The organism is Streptomyces sp. NPDC019890, assembly GCF_044903445.1.
GTDB lineage: Bacteria > Actinomycetota > Actinomycetes > Streptomycetales > Streptomycetaceae > Streptomyces.
In genome coordinates this window covers 433,368-446,721 of record NZ_JBJDQK010000005.1, presented here as the reverse complement: position 1 = coordinate 446,721, position 13,354 = coordinate 433,368, and the positions used below count along the sequence as shown (strand labels likewise).

At 69.6% G+C, this 13,354-nt stretch carries 11 protein-coding genes and 1 tRNA gene; 4 read left to right on the top strand and 8 right to left on the bottom strand.

The genetic code is table 11. The features are described 5' to 3' along the window. Window positions 1–393 precede the first annotated feature (393 nt). The 3 genes from ACI2LP_RS17070 to ACI2LP_RS17060 all read left to right on the top strand — a co-directional run bounded on the left by ACI2LP_RS17070 (window position 394) and on the right by ACI2LP_RS17060 (window position 4,215). Complete coding sequence (locus ACI2LP_RS17070) at window positions 394–1,494, top strand: FG-GAP repeat domain-containing protein (RefSeq protein WP_404725309.1); 1,101 nt, start codon at window positions 394–396, stop codon at window positions 1,492–1,494. A 118-nt stretch (window positions 1,495–1,612) separates the two neighbouring features. Then, entirely contained in the window at window positions 1,613–2,500 is an 888-nt protein-coding gene (locus tag ACI2LP_RS17065) for a Yip1 family protein (protein WP_404725308.1), read from the top strand. 344 nt (window positions 2,501–2,844) lie between these two features. Then, window positions 2,845–4,215, top strand: coding sequence for a beta-propeller fold lactonase family protein (locus tag ACI2LP_RS17060; protein ID WP_404725307.1), 1,371 nt, complete (start codon window positions 2,845–2,847; stop codon window positions 4,213–4,215). Between the two features lie 65 nt (window positions 4,216–4,280). Here the strand turns inward: ACI2LP_RS17060 and ACI2LP_RS17055 are convergent, their stop codons facing one another. From ACI2LP_RS17055 to dcd, 3 genes are all read right to left on the bottom strand, one after another. Next, window positions 4,281–7,790, bottom strand: coding sequence for a hypothetical protein (locus ACI2LP_RS17055; protein WP_404725306.1), 3,510 nt, complete (start codon window positions 7,788–7,790; stop codon window positions 4,281–4,283). 207 nt (window positions 7,791–7,997) lie between these two features. Further along, on the bottom strand, window positions 7,998–8,507 hold the full coding sequence (locus tag ACI2LP_RS17050; RefSeq protein ID WP_404725305.1) for a phosphoribosyltransferase: 510 nt from the start codon (window positions 8,505–8,507) through the stop codon (window positions 7,998–8,000). A gap of 3 nt (window positions 8,508–8,510) precedes the next feature. Further along, window positions 8,511–9,086 (bottom strand): dCTP deaminase, encoded by a 576-nt coding sequence (gene dcd / locus ACI2LP_RS17045; protein WP_404725304.1) that lies wholly within the window; start codon window positions 9,084–9,086, stop codon window positions 8,511–8,513. A gap of 505 nt (window positions 9,087–9,591) precedes the next feature. Here dcd and ACI2LP_RS17040 point away from each other — a divergent pair. After that, window positions 9,592–9,665, top strand: a tRNA-Gly gene (locus ACI2LP_RS17040). A 51-nt stretch (window positions 9,666–9,716) separates the two neighbouring features. Here the strand turns inward: ACI2LP_RS17040 and ACI2LP_RS17035 are convergent. Genes ACI2LP_RS17035 through ACI2LP_RS17015 form a run of 5 tightly spaced genes read right to left on the bottom strand, consistent with a single transcriptional unit; the run spans window position 9,717 to window position 13,329 of the window. Next, window positions 9,717–10,877 carry a tyrosine-type recombinase/integrase gene (locus ACI2LP_RS17035; protein ID WP_404725303.1) on the bottom strand — a complete coding sequence of 387 codons (1,161 nt, stop codon included), beginning with the start codon at window positions 10,875–10,877 and terminating at the stop codon, window positions 9,717–9,719. Next, entirely contained in the window at window positions 10,877–11,083 is a 207-nt protein-coding gene (locus tag ACI2LP_RS17030) for an excisionase family DNA-binding protein (RefSeq protein WP_404725302.1), read from the bottom strand. The genes ACI2LP_RS17035 and ACI2LP_RS17030 overlap by 1 nt, the downstream gene beginning before the upstream one ends. A 2-nt stretch (window positions 11,084–11,085) precedes the next feature. Then, window positions 11,086–12,459 (bottom strand): replication initiator protein RepSA, encoded by a 1,374-nt coding sequence (gene repSA / locus ACI2LP_RS17025; RefSeq protein WP_404725301.1) that lies wholly within the window; start codon window positions 12,457–12,459, stop codon window positions 11,086–11,088. Next, window positions 12,452–12,895: a hypothetical protein gene (locus ACI2LP_RS17020; RefSeq protein WP_404725300.1), complete on the bottom strand. Its 444-nt coding sequence runs from the start codon at window positions 12,893–12,895 to the stop codon at window positions 12,452–12,454. The genes repSA and ACI2LP_RS17020 overlap by 8 nt, the downstream gene beginning before the upstream one ends. Continuing rightward, window positions 12,895–13,329 carry a DNA cytosine methyltransferase gene (locus tag ACI2LP_RS17015; RefSeq protein ID WP_404725299.1) on the bottom strand — a complete coding sequence of 145 codons (435 nt, stop codon included), beginning with the start codon at window positions 13,327–13,329 and terminating at the stop codon, window positions 12,895–12,897. The genes ACI2LP_RS17020 and ACI2LP_RS17015 overlap by 1 nt, the downstream gene beginning before the upstream one ends. Window positions 13,330–13,354 lie beyond the last annotated feature (25 nt).

Sequence of the window (13,354 nt, the reverse complement as noted above, 5' to 3'; positions counted from 1 at the left end):
TTGTACCTCCGGTGGAGATCCGGTGGAGCGGTACCTCCGGTGGAGCGGTACCTCCGTGGAGAGCGAGCGTGCATGGAGTGCTCTCCCCCGGTGAGCTGATGCCCGATCCGTCGTGTCTGTAGCTCGGTGCCGTGGAGACATCCACGAAGCTACGGGTGCACTGCTCGGCAGGCAGAGCACGGAAGGGCAATCCCCCGATTTCCCTCATCCACCACATAACGAACCCACTCAACTACCCAGCGAATAACCATTGGCCAGCGATCACGCCCGATCCATTGCCCTGCCGGGACGGCCGAACGAGCATCAAGGGGCGACTGGGCAGACCGAGCGCAGGCGAGACGGACGGGACGGACAGTGCGGAAACGGCGGACAGGGCGGACAGGGCGGATACGGATGAGGGCTACGGCAGCGGTGGCGATCGGCGCGGCCGGCGCCTGCGTGGTGCTGCTCGCGGGCTGCACGAGCCACCCCGCGCCGGACGACCGGCCCGCCGCCGCCAAGAACGGCGACATCGCCCCACTGTCCGGCCGGGCCACCGCGCTGCCCGTCCCTCTGGGCAAGGGCAGCCGGGTGCCCGCCGACTTCAACGGCGACGGCCACCGCGACCTCGTGGTGAACGACCTGGTGAAGGCCCCCGGCGACACCCACGGCGACGACGCGGGCATCGGCGTCCTCTACGGCACCGCCGGCCCCCGCGCCCTCGACCCGGTCGTACGCCGCCTCCTCACCCCGCGAGCCAACGCCGCCCCGGTCGACGGCACACTCCCCGCCGCCTTCGACGCGGCTGCCGCCTGCGACCTCGACAAGGACGGCTTCTCCGACCTGATTGTGGCCACCGACCCGCCGTACAACGGCATCGGCCGGCCCCCCGTACCGCTCCAGCTGCTCTTCGGCTCCCCGTCCGGCCTCGGCGGCAAGGCGGTCGTCCTGCGCATCCCCGAGAAGGCCCGCTACGGCAACGACTGGCCCGACCACCCCGTCTGCGGCGACTTCGACGGCGACGGCTCGACAGACCTCGCCGTCACCGCGTCCGCGGGCCGGGTCAGCTTCTTGCGCGGCCCCTTCACCCGCACCGGCGCCCCGCGCACCGCCACGGCCCCCGTCCCGGGCGGCGGCCCGGCCCTGTCCGCCCCGTCCCCGAAGCCCGACGCGAACGGCGACGGCTACGACGACCTGGTGGTCTCCGCCCGCACCCCGAAGCCGGGCGCGTCGGCCAAGGGCAAGCTGCTGCTGGGCGGCCCGGACGGCCCGGGCCGCGCGGGCGGCCGCTATGTCCTCGACGCCGTACGGACGCCGCCCGCGCCCTTGCTCCCGTCGGGCGAGACGACGCCCACCACGGACGTGCTCCAGTACGCGGACTTCGACGGCGACAAGCGCCCCGACCTGGTGACTCGTACGCACAGGGGCGAGCGCGCGGATGTGCTGGCGCTGTACCCGGCCACCGCGCCGAGCCACCCGCTGCTCACCTTCAGCAGCTCGGTCTTCCTGCGCTGACGTCCCCTCAGGGTCCCCCGGGCAGGCCCCCTAGGGGATGTCACAGGTCGGCAGCAAAGGCGGCCGCGTTTCCCCGCCCCGGCATCCTCACTCTCCGGGACCAGGTACGTTCGATTACGTGGCTGGATTCAGGATCGGACGCGGCCGGGACAACCGCACGCAGCAGCAGCAGCAGGCACCGCCGCCCTACAGAGGCGGGGGAGGCCATGCGGGGCCGCCGTACGCGCAACAGCAGCAGCCGCCGCAGTGGCCCCAGGCCGGCGGCGGTCAGCAGCGCCCCCAGGGCCCGTACGGCGAACCGGAGTACTTCGGCGACCCGTACCAGCAGCCCCAGGGCGGACCCGCCCCGCACGTCGACCCGTATGCCAACAACCCTGGCCACACCCAGGCGTTCAGCATCAACGAGGACCCGTACGGCGACGGCGCGACCTACCGCGCAGGCACGGCCCCGGCCGCACCCGCGGGCCCCCGCCTGCACTGGAAGCAACTGCTGAGCGGCATCGTGCTGCGCCCGGGCCCGACGTTCTGGCAGATGCGCGACTACCCCGTGTGGGGCCCGGCGCTGATCGTCACGTTCCTCTACGGCCTGCTCGCGCTCTTCGGCTTCGACAAGGCCCGCGAGGAGACGATCAACGCGACGATCTCCGCGGCCATCCCGTACGTCCTGACCACGGCGGTCGCATTCGTCGTCGGCGGCTTGATCCTGGGCGCGGTGACCCACACCCTGGCCCGCCAGCTGGGCGGCGACGGCGCCTGGCAGCCGACGGTCGGCCTGTCGATGCTGATCATGTCGATCACGGACGCCCCGCGTCTGGTCTTCGCCCTGTTCCTGGGCGGCGAGAACTCTCTGGTCCAGATCCTGGGCTGGGCGACGTGGCTGGCGGCGGGTGCGCTGTTCACATCGATGGTGAGCAAGTCGCACGACCTGCCGTGGCCGAAGGCGCTGGCGGCGTCGTCGATCCAGCTGATCGCGCTGCTGTCGATCATCAAGCTGGGCACGATCTAGCGGGGTACGGACACGGAAGAGGGCCCCACCACCCGGTGGGGCCCTCTTTGCGTCGGGCGACGGGTCCGGAAGGGGGATTCCAGTCGTCCGTACGGTCCTATCCGTGATCGCCGACGGCCTCCCGCTGATCACGGCGGTTAGCGTCGGCCGCGGCGATCATCAGCGCCGCGGCGGTCCCGGACGGACTTCCATGACGGGGCATCAATCGCCGAATTCATGCGGAGCACCGGAACGCACTTCGGTGTCGTGCACCTCAGGAGGTCTTCATGTCGGGTATCGCGGTACGGGGAGCGCCGGAACAAGGAAGTGCGGGGCCACATCGCGGGGTTGGGAGTTCGTGGTGGGTGCTGGTGCGCGCATGGGTGGCGGGGCTGGCGGTCCTGGCGGGCCTGGCCGTCCCGATCGCCGTGGCCACGCCCGCGATGGCGCAGGGCGCAGCACCTGTCTACGTCACCAACTCTGACTCGGACGACGTATCGGTGATCGACACCGACACCAACACCGTCACCACCACCATCCCCGTCGGCGATGGCCCCCGCGGTGTGGCGGTCACGCCGGACGGCACCCGCGCCTACGTCGCCAACGTCGGCTCGAGCGACGTATCGGTGATCGACACGGCCACCAACACCGTCACCACCACCGTCCCCGTCGGCCTCGCTCCCGTGGGTGTGGCGGTCACGCCGGACGGCTCCCGGGTCTACGTCGCCAACGCCGTCTCGGGTGACGTATCGGTGATCGACACGGCCACCAACACCGTCACCACCACCATCCCCGTCGGCGACTCCCCCGACAGTGTGGCGGTCACGCCGGACGGCTCCCGCGTCTACGTCACCAACACCGTCTCGGACGACGTATCGGTGATCGACACGGCCACCAACACCGTCATCGACACCGTCCCCGTCGGCGACACTCCCCTGGGTTTGGCGATCACGCCGGACGGCTCCCGCGTCTACGTCGCCAACCGAGCCTCGGACGACGTATCGGTGATCGACACGGCCACCAACACCGTCATCGACACCGTCCCGGTCGGAGACGGACCCGACAGTGTGGCGGTCACGCCGGACGGCACCCGCGCCTACGTCACCAACACCGCCACGGACGACGTATCGGTGATCGACACCGACACCAACACCGTCATCGACACCGTCCCCGTCGGCGACCTGCCCTTCGGTGTGGCGGTCACGCCGGACGGCTCCCGGGTCTACGTCGCCAACCGAGCCTCGGACGACGTATCGGTGATCGACACGGCCACCAACACCGTCACCACCACCATCCCGGTCGGCGACTCCCCCGACAGTGTGGCGGTCGGACCTGGGGAGGACGAGCGGACCCCGACCAAGCTGACGCTGACGGCGAAGAAAAAGAAGAAGAAGCACTCGCACGACAAGGACGGCCTCACGCTGACCGCGCGGCTGACCGCCGAGGGCGAGCACCTGGAAGGCAAGACCATCGACTTCACCAACGCCGTCCTGCTGTGCACGGACACCACCGACGACCGAGGCAAAGCCACCTGCAAGGTCACCGGCAAGCATGACAAGGACACCTGCTACACCGCGACCTTCGAGGGCGACGACACCTATCTGCCCTCCAGTGCCACCGTCTGCAGGAAGGGCGACCACCCCAAGAAGCCGCTCATCGGCGAGACCACCCTCCGGTCGGGGCTGCCCGGCCAGAGCGACGTCCGCAGCCCGGCACTGACGCCTACGGGATCATGAGCCTCTAGGGCGAACTGACATGGAAGAGGGCCCCACCATCCGGTGGGGCCCTCTTTTGGGCGTGCTCAGCGAGCGACCTTCGCCGTCGGCTTGCTGGTGGCGGTGCCGTCGCTGTGCCCGGTGCGACGGGCGGTCACCTTGACCGTGATGTTCCTTCCGCGCTGGGCGGAGGCCAGTTTCAGCGAGGACCCGGTGGCGCCCTTGATCGCCTTGCCGTCCGCGTACCACTGGTAGGCGTACGAGGACGGGGTGGGCGTCCAGCTGCCCGGGGCGGCCTTGAGCGTGTAGCCGGCCTTCGCGGTGCCCGAGATCGTGGGCGCCTTGGTGGCCTTCGGGGCGCTGCCCTTGGCGACCGTGACCGCGGCGGTCGTGGCGGTGCCGTCGGCATGGCCCGTGCGGTGGGCGGTGACGGTGACGGTGAGCTTCTTGCCGAGCAGCGAGGCGGGCACGGTGTACGTGGACGCCGTCGCCCCGGAGATCACCTTGCCGTCGGCCCTCCACTGGTAGCCGTACGACGTGGCGGCAGGAGTCCAGGTGCCCGGCGTGAGGCCGAGCTTGGCGCCGACCTTCGCCGTGCCGCTGATCGTCGGGGCCGTGGTCGCCTTGGGGGCCGCGCCCTGGGCGACCGTGACGGCCGCCGAGGTGACGGCGGTTTCTCCACCGAGGAGGCGGGCGGTGACGGTGACGGTGAGCGTCTTGCCGAGCAGCGAGGCGGGCACGGTGTACGTGGACGCCGTCGCCCCGGAGATGGCCTCGCCGTCCGCCTTCCACTGGTAGCCGTACGACGCCGGGGTGGGCGTCCAACTGCCCGGGTTCGCGGTGAGGGTGGCGCCGACCTGGGCCGTGCCCTGGATGGCGGGAGCCGCGGTGTTGGTCAGCGTGGGCGGGGTGACGGTGAAGGTGCCCTGTGCGTACTCGCCCGCGTTGTGGGTGATGACGCTGAGGTTCCAGTCGCCCGGGGCGGCCCCGGTCAGATCCAGCACGGCCGTAAGCGTCCTGCGGTTGGCCGACACCGACACGGTGGTCGACTCCACCTTGCTGCCGACCCGGCTGAGCACCACCTTGTCGTCCTTGTGCAGGGCGGTACCGATCACGCTAACGGTGGCCTTCGTGCCGCTCTCGGCGGTGGTCGGGGTCACCGAGTAGACGCTGACCCGCTGCGTGCCGCAGATGGCGGAGGAGCAGGTGAGTTCCGCCCTGTAGGACGTGTGCGACGCCTTCTTGGGCAGGCTCAGGACCATGATGCTGGGAGTGACGGCCCTGGTCTCCGGCTCTTTGACGGAGCATTCGTAGCCGGTGGGCTGCATCAGCGTGCAGCCGTTGTCGAGGCTCTTGCCGTACAGCGCGGGCACGGCGGTGTCGGTGGCCCCCGTGGTGTCACTGATCGCCACGTTGAAGCGGTCGCTGTACGCGGTCGGCAGTGTCGCGCAGACGGCAGTGTGCTGCTCGTCCAGGGTGCCGGTGATCGGACCGTACCCATAGCTGACGTTGGGGACGGCCGTGCACTCCCGGGCCGGCCCGGCGGCGGTGGCGATGCGCAGGGCGTCGAGGTGGTAGGAGTCGTCGTCCTTCTGGCTCGTCGGCACGGTGACGAGGACCTGGTAGTGGGTGGAGCCGGTGACCGCGCAGGCCTTGTTGGGGTAGGTGCTGCAGGCGACCTTGCCGTCCTCACCGAAAGCCACGAGGCTCGCGGTGCCGAGCGCATCGCGGACGTTGAGGTGCAGGGTGTCCGTGGCGTCGGCGGTGGTGACCTGGCGGCAGAGCAGCGTGTCCCCCGCGGCGAAGGTGCCGCCCGTGGACGGTGCGCCGACCGGGGTCGCGGGATTGGCGGTGCAGCCCTTCGCGGTGGAGGTGACGTCCCGGCGGGTCAGGGTGTAGGTGCCGGTTGTGTCGCTTCCGTTGACCAGGACGGTGTGCGCGACGCCCGGCACGAGGTTGCAGGTGAGCCGGATGCCCTGCAGAGCGGGGCCCCGGCAGACCTGCCTGCTGTACTTGTCCACGACCGAGAGGTACGTCCTGGCCGTCGTACCCGGGGCGGCCTGGAGCTGGATGCTCTCCACCGCACTGTGGTCGCCGGCAGGGATGGTCAGGCAGTGCGAGAAGACCCCGCCGCCTGTACTGAAGCGTGCGTGGGCGCTGTCGGAGGTGAAGTCGCCCGCCGGGAGCACCTGGCAGTCGTTCGCCGTGTCCGTGCGGTACAGGGCGAGGCTGTAGGAGCCGGTCGGCGTCTTCTGGTCGACGGCGGAGACCAGGACACGGAACGGAGCGGAGTCGTTCAGCCCGCAGGTGCCCCAGTTGAGGGTGGTCCCGTCGCACAACTGGGCGCCGGTGGCGTCGACGACGGTGACGTCGACCCGCGGGATCTGGCCGCTCACGCTCTTCAGCGCGGCCATTCCCGAGCGCTTGGGCAGCGGCAGGGTCAGGCAGTCCACCTCACCGCTGTGGGTCAGAGTGCCCTGGTGGGTGCCGAGTTCGACGGCCTGGCAGCCGGTGGTGGCGGACCGGTCGAGGATCAGGGTGGCATCGTCGGTGAGTACGGTGTAGTCGCCGGCGGCGGGCAGGGTGCAGATGCCGTCCGATGTGCAGACGGTCCGGCCCGTGTGGTCGTACGTCTTCAGCCGGGAGCGTTTCCCGTCATGGACCCCGTACACGTCGTAGCGCCCGGCGGCGGGCGCGGTGAAGACCTTGCAGCCGGAGGCCGGATCCACGGTGGTGGGCGCCGCGCCGTACGCGTTGAGCGGGACGTGCGCGCAGCCGGCCGGGTCGGAGAGGCGGCGGATCTTCAGGGTGTACGCGGCGGGGAAGCCGCCCTCCACGTCGCCGATGCGGGCGAGGACCCGGTAGGGGCCGTCGCCGGGCAGGACGCAGCCTTCGCTGGTGTCGTCGTTCGAGCGCGGGCAGATCCGGGCACCGGACGCGTCGGTGATCCAGTACTGGCTGTCGCCGGAGTGCTTGTCGGTGCCGAGGTCGACCGTGATGCGCTCACCGGCCTTACCGGTCAAGGGCTGGCACATGATCGCCACCGGGCCGGGGGCGGAGCCCTTGACGACGGGGGCGTCCCAAGCCGTCCCGGCCTCCGGGGCACAGTGATCGGCGGTGTTCAGCGGCACGACGGCGACAGGAGTGTCGATCAGGTTCTGCCACCCCTGGTTGACCACCTTCAGGGTGTAGGCGCCGGCGTGGGGCAGGTCGCACCAGCCCGCGTCGCTCCGATCGGTCTGGTTGCAGTTCAGTTGGGTGGCGCCGTCGAAGACCTGGATATAGGTCTGGGCATGGACCTTGCCGGGCACGACGCGGTGCAGCCCGGCCTTCTCAGCGGTGAAGCCGAAGCAGGCGCTGCTGCCGCCAGGGATCGTCGCCTTGCCGGCCGCGCTGCCCGGGTCCCCGAAGGGGGTGAGCGGCAGTGCGGCGCAGTTGTCGCCGGCGGCGGCGGCGGTGGGCGTGACGTCCCGCGCCCACGCTGCTCCCACCGGAAGCAGCGTGGACAGCAGGACGGACAAAAGGATGGGCAGCGTGAGCAGGAGTGCGGTGCGCGGCGCTGGTCTGGCGGCCGTCGCACGCGAATGGCGTGACATTCCGTTCCCCCCGGGACGGTAAGGACATGGCCGCGCTCGTGGTCTGGTGCGGCACATGACAAAGATGCGGCAATGATCGCACAGGAGTCGTCCTGTGCTGGGATCAATTGCTCGCCATCGCGGCTACGGACGTGAGCCGTTCCCGTACGGCGGCGCCAGCGACACGATTCCCGACAGCCACCCGGAGGGACGCGTAGGAGTCCGGCGCTACAGCGCTTCCTTGGAGGGCGTGATCGGCTCGCCCGACTTACGCACCGGAGGCAACACGCTCCACGGGAAGTTGATCCACTCGTCGGTGCGCTTCCACACGTACTCGCACTTCACGAGGGAGTGCGACTTCTCGTAGATGACGGCGCTGCGCACCTCGGCGACATGGTCGACGCAGAAGTCGTGCACGAGCTTGAGCGTCTTGCCGGTGTCGGCGACGTCGTCGGCGATGAGGATTTTCTTGGCCGAGAAATCAATCGCGTTCGGCACGGGCGCGAGCATGACGGGCATTTCGAGCGTCGTACCGACCCCCGTGTAGAACTCGACATTCACGAGGTGGATATTTTTGCAGTCGAGCGCGTACGCAAGACCGCCGGCAACGAACACGCCTCCCCGGGCGATGGAGAGCACGATGTCCGGCTCGTACCCGTCGTCGGCGACGGCCTGCGCGAGCTCGCGGATCGCGCCGCCGAACCGCTCGTACGTCAGGTTCTCTCGAACCTCAGACATGCCTCACACCTGCGTCCGATGAAAGTTCTGGAACGAGCGCGAGGCGGTGGGCCCGCGCTGCCCCTGGTAGCGGGAGCCATAGCGCTCGCTCCCGTACGGGAATTCGGCCGGGGAGCTCAGCCGGAACATGCACAGCTGACCGATCTTCATGCCCGGCCACAGCTTGATGGGCAGCGTCGCGAGATTCGACAGCTCGAGCGTGACGTGCCCCGAGAACCCCGGATCGATGAACCCGGCGGTCGAGTGCGTGACGAGCCCGAGCCGCCCGAGGGAGCTCTTCCCCTCCAGCCTCGACGCCAGATCATCGGGCAGCGTGATGACCTCGTACGTGGAGGCGAGCACGAACTCCCCGGGGTGGAGGATGAAGGGCTCATCGCCGTCGGGCTCGACGAGCCGCGTCAGATCCGACTGCTCGACGGCGGGGTCGATGTGCGGATAGCGGTGGTTCTCGAACACCCGGAAGTAGCGGTCGAGCCGCACATCGATGCTCGAGGGCTGCACCATGGATTCGTCGTACGGGTCGATACGCACTCGACCGGCGTCGATCTCGGCCCGGATGTCCTTGTCTGAGAGAAGCACGCCCCGAGGATACGCAGAGCGCGCGGGCCCGCCCCAATCGGACAGCCCCACGCGCCCTCTGCCGTGCCGCTCGGTTACCGCTTGGCGGACTCCACGGGCACCACATTCCGCAGCCGCGCACAACGCGGACACCGGATGAGCCGCCCGGGCCCGATCCGATCGGCGCCGAGCTGCTGCATCGGGAACGAAGCGGTAGTGAAGACGTGCCCCTCGGCACAGCGGACGACGGTGCGCTCCATCAAGTCCATCGGGTCCCTTCCCCAAAGAAATCCGGACGAAGGACCACATTAGGGGATCTATGGGGCGGGGCCGCACGCGGCACTCCGTGACTCAAAGGTACGCCTCAACTCCCGCCCCCCGCAGCCACATCGGAGCCCTCGGGATCGGCTGGACCGGCGCCCGGATCGGTGCCCCGGACAGCACGAAGGCCCCGCGGCGAAATACACCGGGGGCCAGCAATGGGGTACAGTGTGCGACGGTGCGGTGCCGATCACCGGTCCGCCGCGCGGGTGTAGTTTAATGGTAGAACATGAGCTTCCCAAGCTCAGAGCGCGGGTTCGATTCCCGTCACCCGCTCCATACGAAAGCCCCAGGCCAGCAGCCCGGGGCTTCTTTGTTGTCTAGACCGCGCTAAGCGTCTCGTGCCCGTTGCGTGCCCGATGCTTGATCATCCAGCTGGGCCGCAGCCTTCTTCCGCTCAGCCTGGACCATCCGGTCGAGTCCGGCAGCAACCTCCCGCTGACGCTCGCGGTCGGAGTGCTGATAGATCAGCGCGGCCTTCTCCGTGGACTGCCCGGCGCGCACCATCGTGTCCTTGAGCGTCGCACCCGAACGGGTCGTGAGGGTGTGCCCGGTGTGACGAAGATCGTAGAAGCGGAAGGCTTCCGGCAGACCGACCTTGGCACGGGCTTTGCGCCACTTCCGGCCGAACGTGGAACGCCGGAACGGCTTGCCTCGCTCGCCGACGAACAGCAGCCCGCCCGGAGTCTTCTCGGCGTACCAGGCGAGATGCCGCTTCAACTCCTTCTCCATGAACGCGGGCAGGGCCAGGAACCTCATGCCCGCCTCGGACTTGGTGTCACCCGGCGCGCGCCGACCAGTGGTCAACTCCGGCTCCGCCTTGCGAACCCACACGCCAACGCTCTCAACATCCACGGCCGAGCGGCGCAACGCGGCCTGTTCCTCCGGGCGGGCAGGGCCGTACGCGGCCAGATAGACCATCAGCCGCCAGCGGGGCCCCATGGCATCGGCCAGCGCATCGACCTGGGCCACGGTCGCCACCGGACGCTCTGCGGCGGACTCCTTGCCAGCGCCCTTGATCCGGCACGCGTTGCGACGGATCAGCTCGTCATCGGTGGCGGTCTCCATGATGGCCCTGAGCAGCCGGTACGACTTGGCCACGGTGGTCTCTCCGGTGACCTGCTTCCGGTCGGCCCGCCAGGTCCGGACGTGCGGCGGGGTTATCTCGTCAAGGTCCATGCCGCCGAAGGTGGGCAGGATATGCAGTCGCAGGAGCCGCCTGTACAGCTCTGCAGTGGTCGCCGACAGGTCCCGCTCTTGAACCCACTGCAAGGCGTACACCCCGAAGTTGACCGCGCCCGCATCCGGATCTTGCCAGTCGCCCCGGCGAATCTCGGTCTGCTGCTCAGCGAGCCAATCGTCCGCATCCCCCACCGCCGCGAACGTCTGAGGCGCTGGCCGGTCAACACCGTCAGACCCCAGGTACCGAGCCTGATAGCGGCCGGACGGAAGCTTGCGGATACGCCCAAAGCGCCGCTTCTTGCCCGCCACTAGGCCGCCCTCCGATACCGGGTACGCCGACGAACCGGCGCAACCGTGTTAGCCGTGATGTATACCGCCAACACACTCTCCGGGATTCGCACATGCCGACCGACCTTCACGTACGCAATACGCCGCTCAGCAATCAGACGCCGAGGGAAGCGCACCCCCGTACGCAAAACTTCTGCGGCCTCCTCCACCGTCAGGAGTCGATCCATGGTCACCACTCCCCCGACTTGTCTAGGTCGGGCGGCTCGCTGAGTGCTTCGCGGGCGGTTTCTCGGTTGATGCGGATGTCTTCGGCGATGGAGGCGGCGAGGGCGGATTCGCCGGGGGTGTGACCGTGGCCGGCGTAGCGCCAGTCGGCGAGGACGAGCGTGGTGTCCGGCTCAGGCAGGCCCAGGGTTCGGCGTTGCTCGGCTGCGCGGTAGTCGGCGCGGACCTGGCGGCGTTCGCTGAACGTGGATGAGTAGCGGCGGGACTTGGTCAGGAAGTGGCCTCGGAAGCCGAGCATGTGAGCCCAGGCCCACAGCTTGCGGTCCGGATACAGAGGATCGAGATCCCAGCAGGCACGGATGAGCCGCCTCGCGTGGTCTGGCACGCGGTGCTGGTCGAGTTCGGCAAGTTCGCCGACGCGGCGGTCAAGCGCGCCGGTGGTCTCGGCTGCTTTCGTGGCGTACTTGGCCACGTAGGCGGCGACCTTCTGCTCGCTGATGTCGTCACCGTCGTCGAAGGCCTGGATGGGCCGGACGTCGAGCTTCTCGCCCCAGCACAGCGTGCGGGCAGGCTCATCTTCTGCAGCGGGCACGGTCACCGAGGTGTAAGGGTGCTCCCGCGCCTCGCGGATCGCCTGGGTGAGCAGGTCGAGCGTGGCCCACGTCGGGGGAAGGGTGTCGGGCCCATCGGGTCCGTCGATGCGGATCACGGCATGGAAGTGGATCGCTCCGCGCTTTTGGAACTCGGCGACCTTGTTGAACGACAGCCGGGCCGACTCCTTGAACGCCTTCTGGGTGAGTCCGGCGGAGGCGGCGAGTTCGCGGCGCAGCCGGTTGACGAACCGGTGCCACAACTCGCCGGCGTGGTTGTTGAACAGGACCGCGCCCGCGTAGTCGTAGGTGGTCGGGTCGATTGCGGTGCCGAGGGCGGGATCGTCCTCGGTGTGGCGGTTTCCGCAGCGGCAGCGGCCGGTGTCGGGGCGGTTGTGCACGCGGCCGAAGGACGGGGCGGTCAGGGTCGCGAAGACCCGGGGCCGCTCGCGTACGACGGCCGGGATGTTCATGGCGTCGTCGCCTGCCAGGCCCGCGCGTACGAGGCGGTAGGCGTCGCCTGCGTAGAGGTAGGCGCAGGGCTGGCAGCGGGAGGCGCGGCGGTTTCCGCAGGCGATGCGCAGCCGGCCGCCGGGCTCGTCCTGGGTGGAGTAGGTGTGCAGGATCTGGCCGGTGGTTTTGTCGCGGGTGAGGGACCAGCCGGTGAGGTGGATGGGTTGGGCGCAGCCGCCGGTCTTGCGGATCTGTTCTTGCCAGCGGTCGAAGTCGGGGGCCGAAGCCACCCTGAGCAGGTCGCCCAGGGTGGTCGGGTCGAGCGTGTCAGGCATTGGCGACCTCCAGCGCGTCGGTGAGGAGTGGGGAGGCGAGCAGGCCGGGGGGCGGAATCCACAGGCCGCGTGCGCCGGGCCAGGGCAGCGGCGCGGCGAGCGGGACGACGGTGGTCAGTCGCCAGTGGTAGCGGCCGCGGGCGGACCACAGGGTGCAGTAGCCGTCATCGGGGTGGCAGTCATCCAGCAGTGCCACGGCGACGATCGCGCCTCTGGGCTGCGGGCGGCGCAGGAACGGACGGGCCAGCGGCACATCGTGCGCGTTGGGATCCGTCGTGCGTCCTGCGTGGATGAGGACCAGGCCCCGGTAGTCGGTCGGCCAGTCCCGGTTCTCGATCCGCCTGGTGGCGTAGGCGATGGCGCTTGCCCAGGGCTGCCACACGGTGAGTGCCAGAACAGGCGCCGTGTCGAGTTCGAGGGCGTGGGGCTGGGGCATCAGAGCACCTCCAGGAGGGCGGAGGCGATCCATTGGGCGACGTTGGCGGGTACGGCGTTTCCGGCCTGCTTGGTCTGCTCTCCCCCGTGGCCCACGACGGTGTAGTCGTCGGTGAAGCGCTGGGCGCGCAGGTGCTCGCGGGCGGACAGCATGCGGAAGTAGCAGTCCTCCACCGCGATGTCTTCGGGGGTGTGGTCGGCTCCGAGGACCACGCCCGCTGATTCGCGGGTGGCGATGGTGTGCAGCGGTGTTCCGGTCGTGGTCGGGCCGCCCTTGCGGTAGGGGATGACCAGTCCGTGGTGGTTGCCTCCGGCGGTGATAGCGGCCAGCGGGTCACCGATGCCGCGGGTGGTGGAGCCGCCGCCGCGGTGCTCGGTGATGAACGGGCCGGGCAGCAGCAGGGCTTCGCTCTCGCGGGTGGTGCGGGTCCGCATCGGGACGGTGACGGCGGTGGTGTCG

Bases quoted from the DNA above. Each gene is read 5' to 3' on its own strand.
- ACI2LP_RS17030 (WP_404725302.1), bottom strand. From the start codon at position 11,083: ATGGATCGACTCCTGACGGTGGAGGAGGCCGCAGAAGTTTTGCGTACG.
- ACI2LP_RS17050 (WP_404725305.1), bottom strand. From the start codon at position 8,507: ATGTCTGAGGTTCGAGAGAACCTGACGTACGAGCGGTTCGGCGGCGCG.
- ACI2LP_RS17070 (WP_404725309.1), top strand. From the start codon at position 394: ATGAGGGCTACGGCAGCGGTGGCGATCGGCGCGGCCGGCGCCTGCGTG.
- ACI2LP_RS17015 (WP_404725299.1), bottom strand. From the start codon at position 13,329: ATGCGGACCCGCACCACCCGCGAGAGCGAAGCCCTGCTGCTGCCCGGC.
- ACI2LP_RS17055 (WP_404725306.1), bottom strand. From the start codon at position 7,790: ATGTCACGCCATTCGCGTGCGACGGCCGCCAGACCAGCGCCGCGCACC.
- repSA (WP_404725301.1), bottom strand. From the start codon at position 12,459: ATGCCTGACACGCTCGACCCGACCACCCTGGGCGACCTGCTCAGGGTG.
- ACI2LP_RS17020 (WP_404725300.1), bottom strand. From the start codon at position 12,895: ATGCCCCAGCCCCACGCCCTCGAACTCGACACGGCGCCTGTTCTGGCA.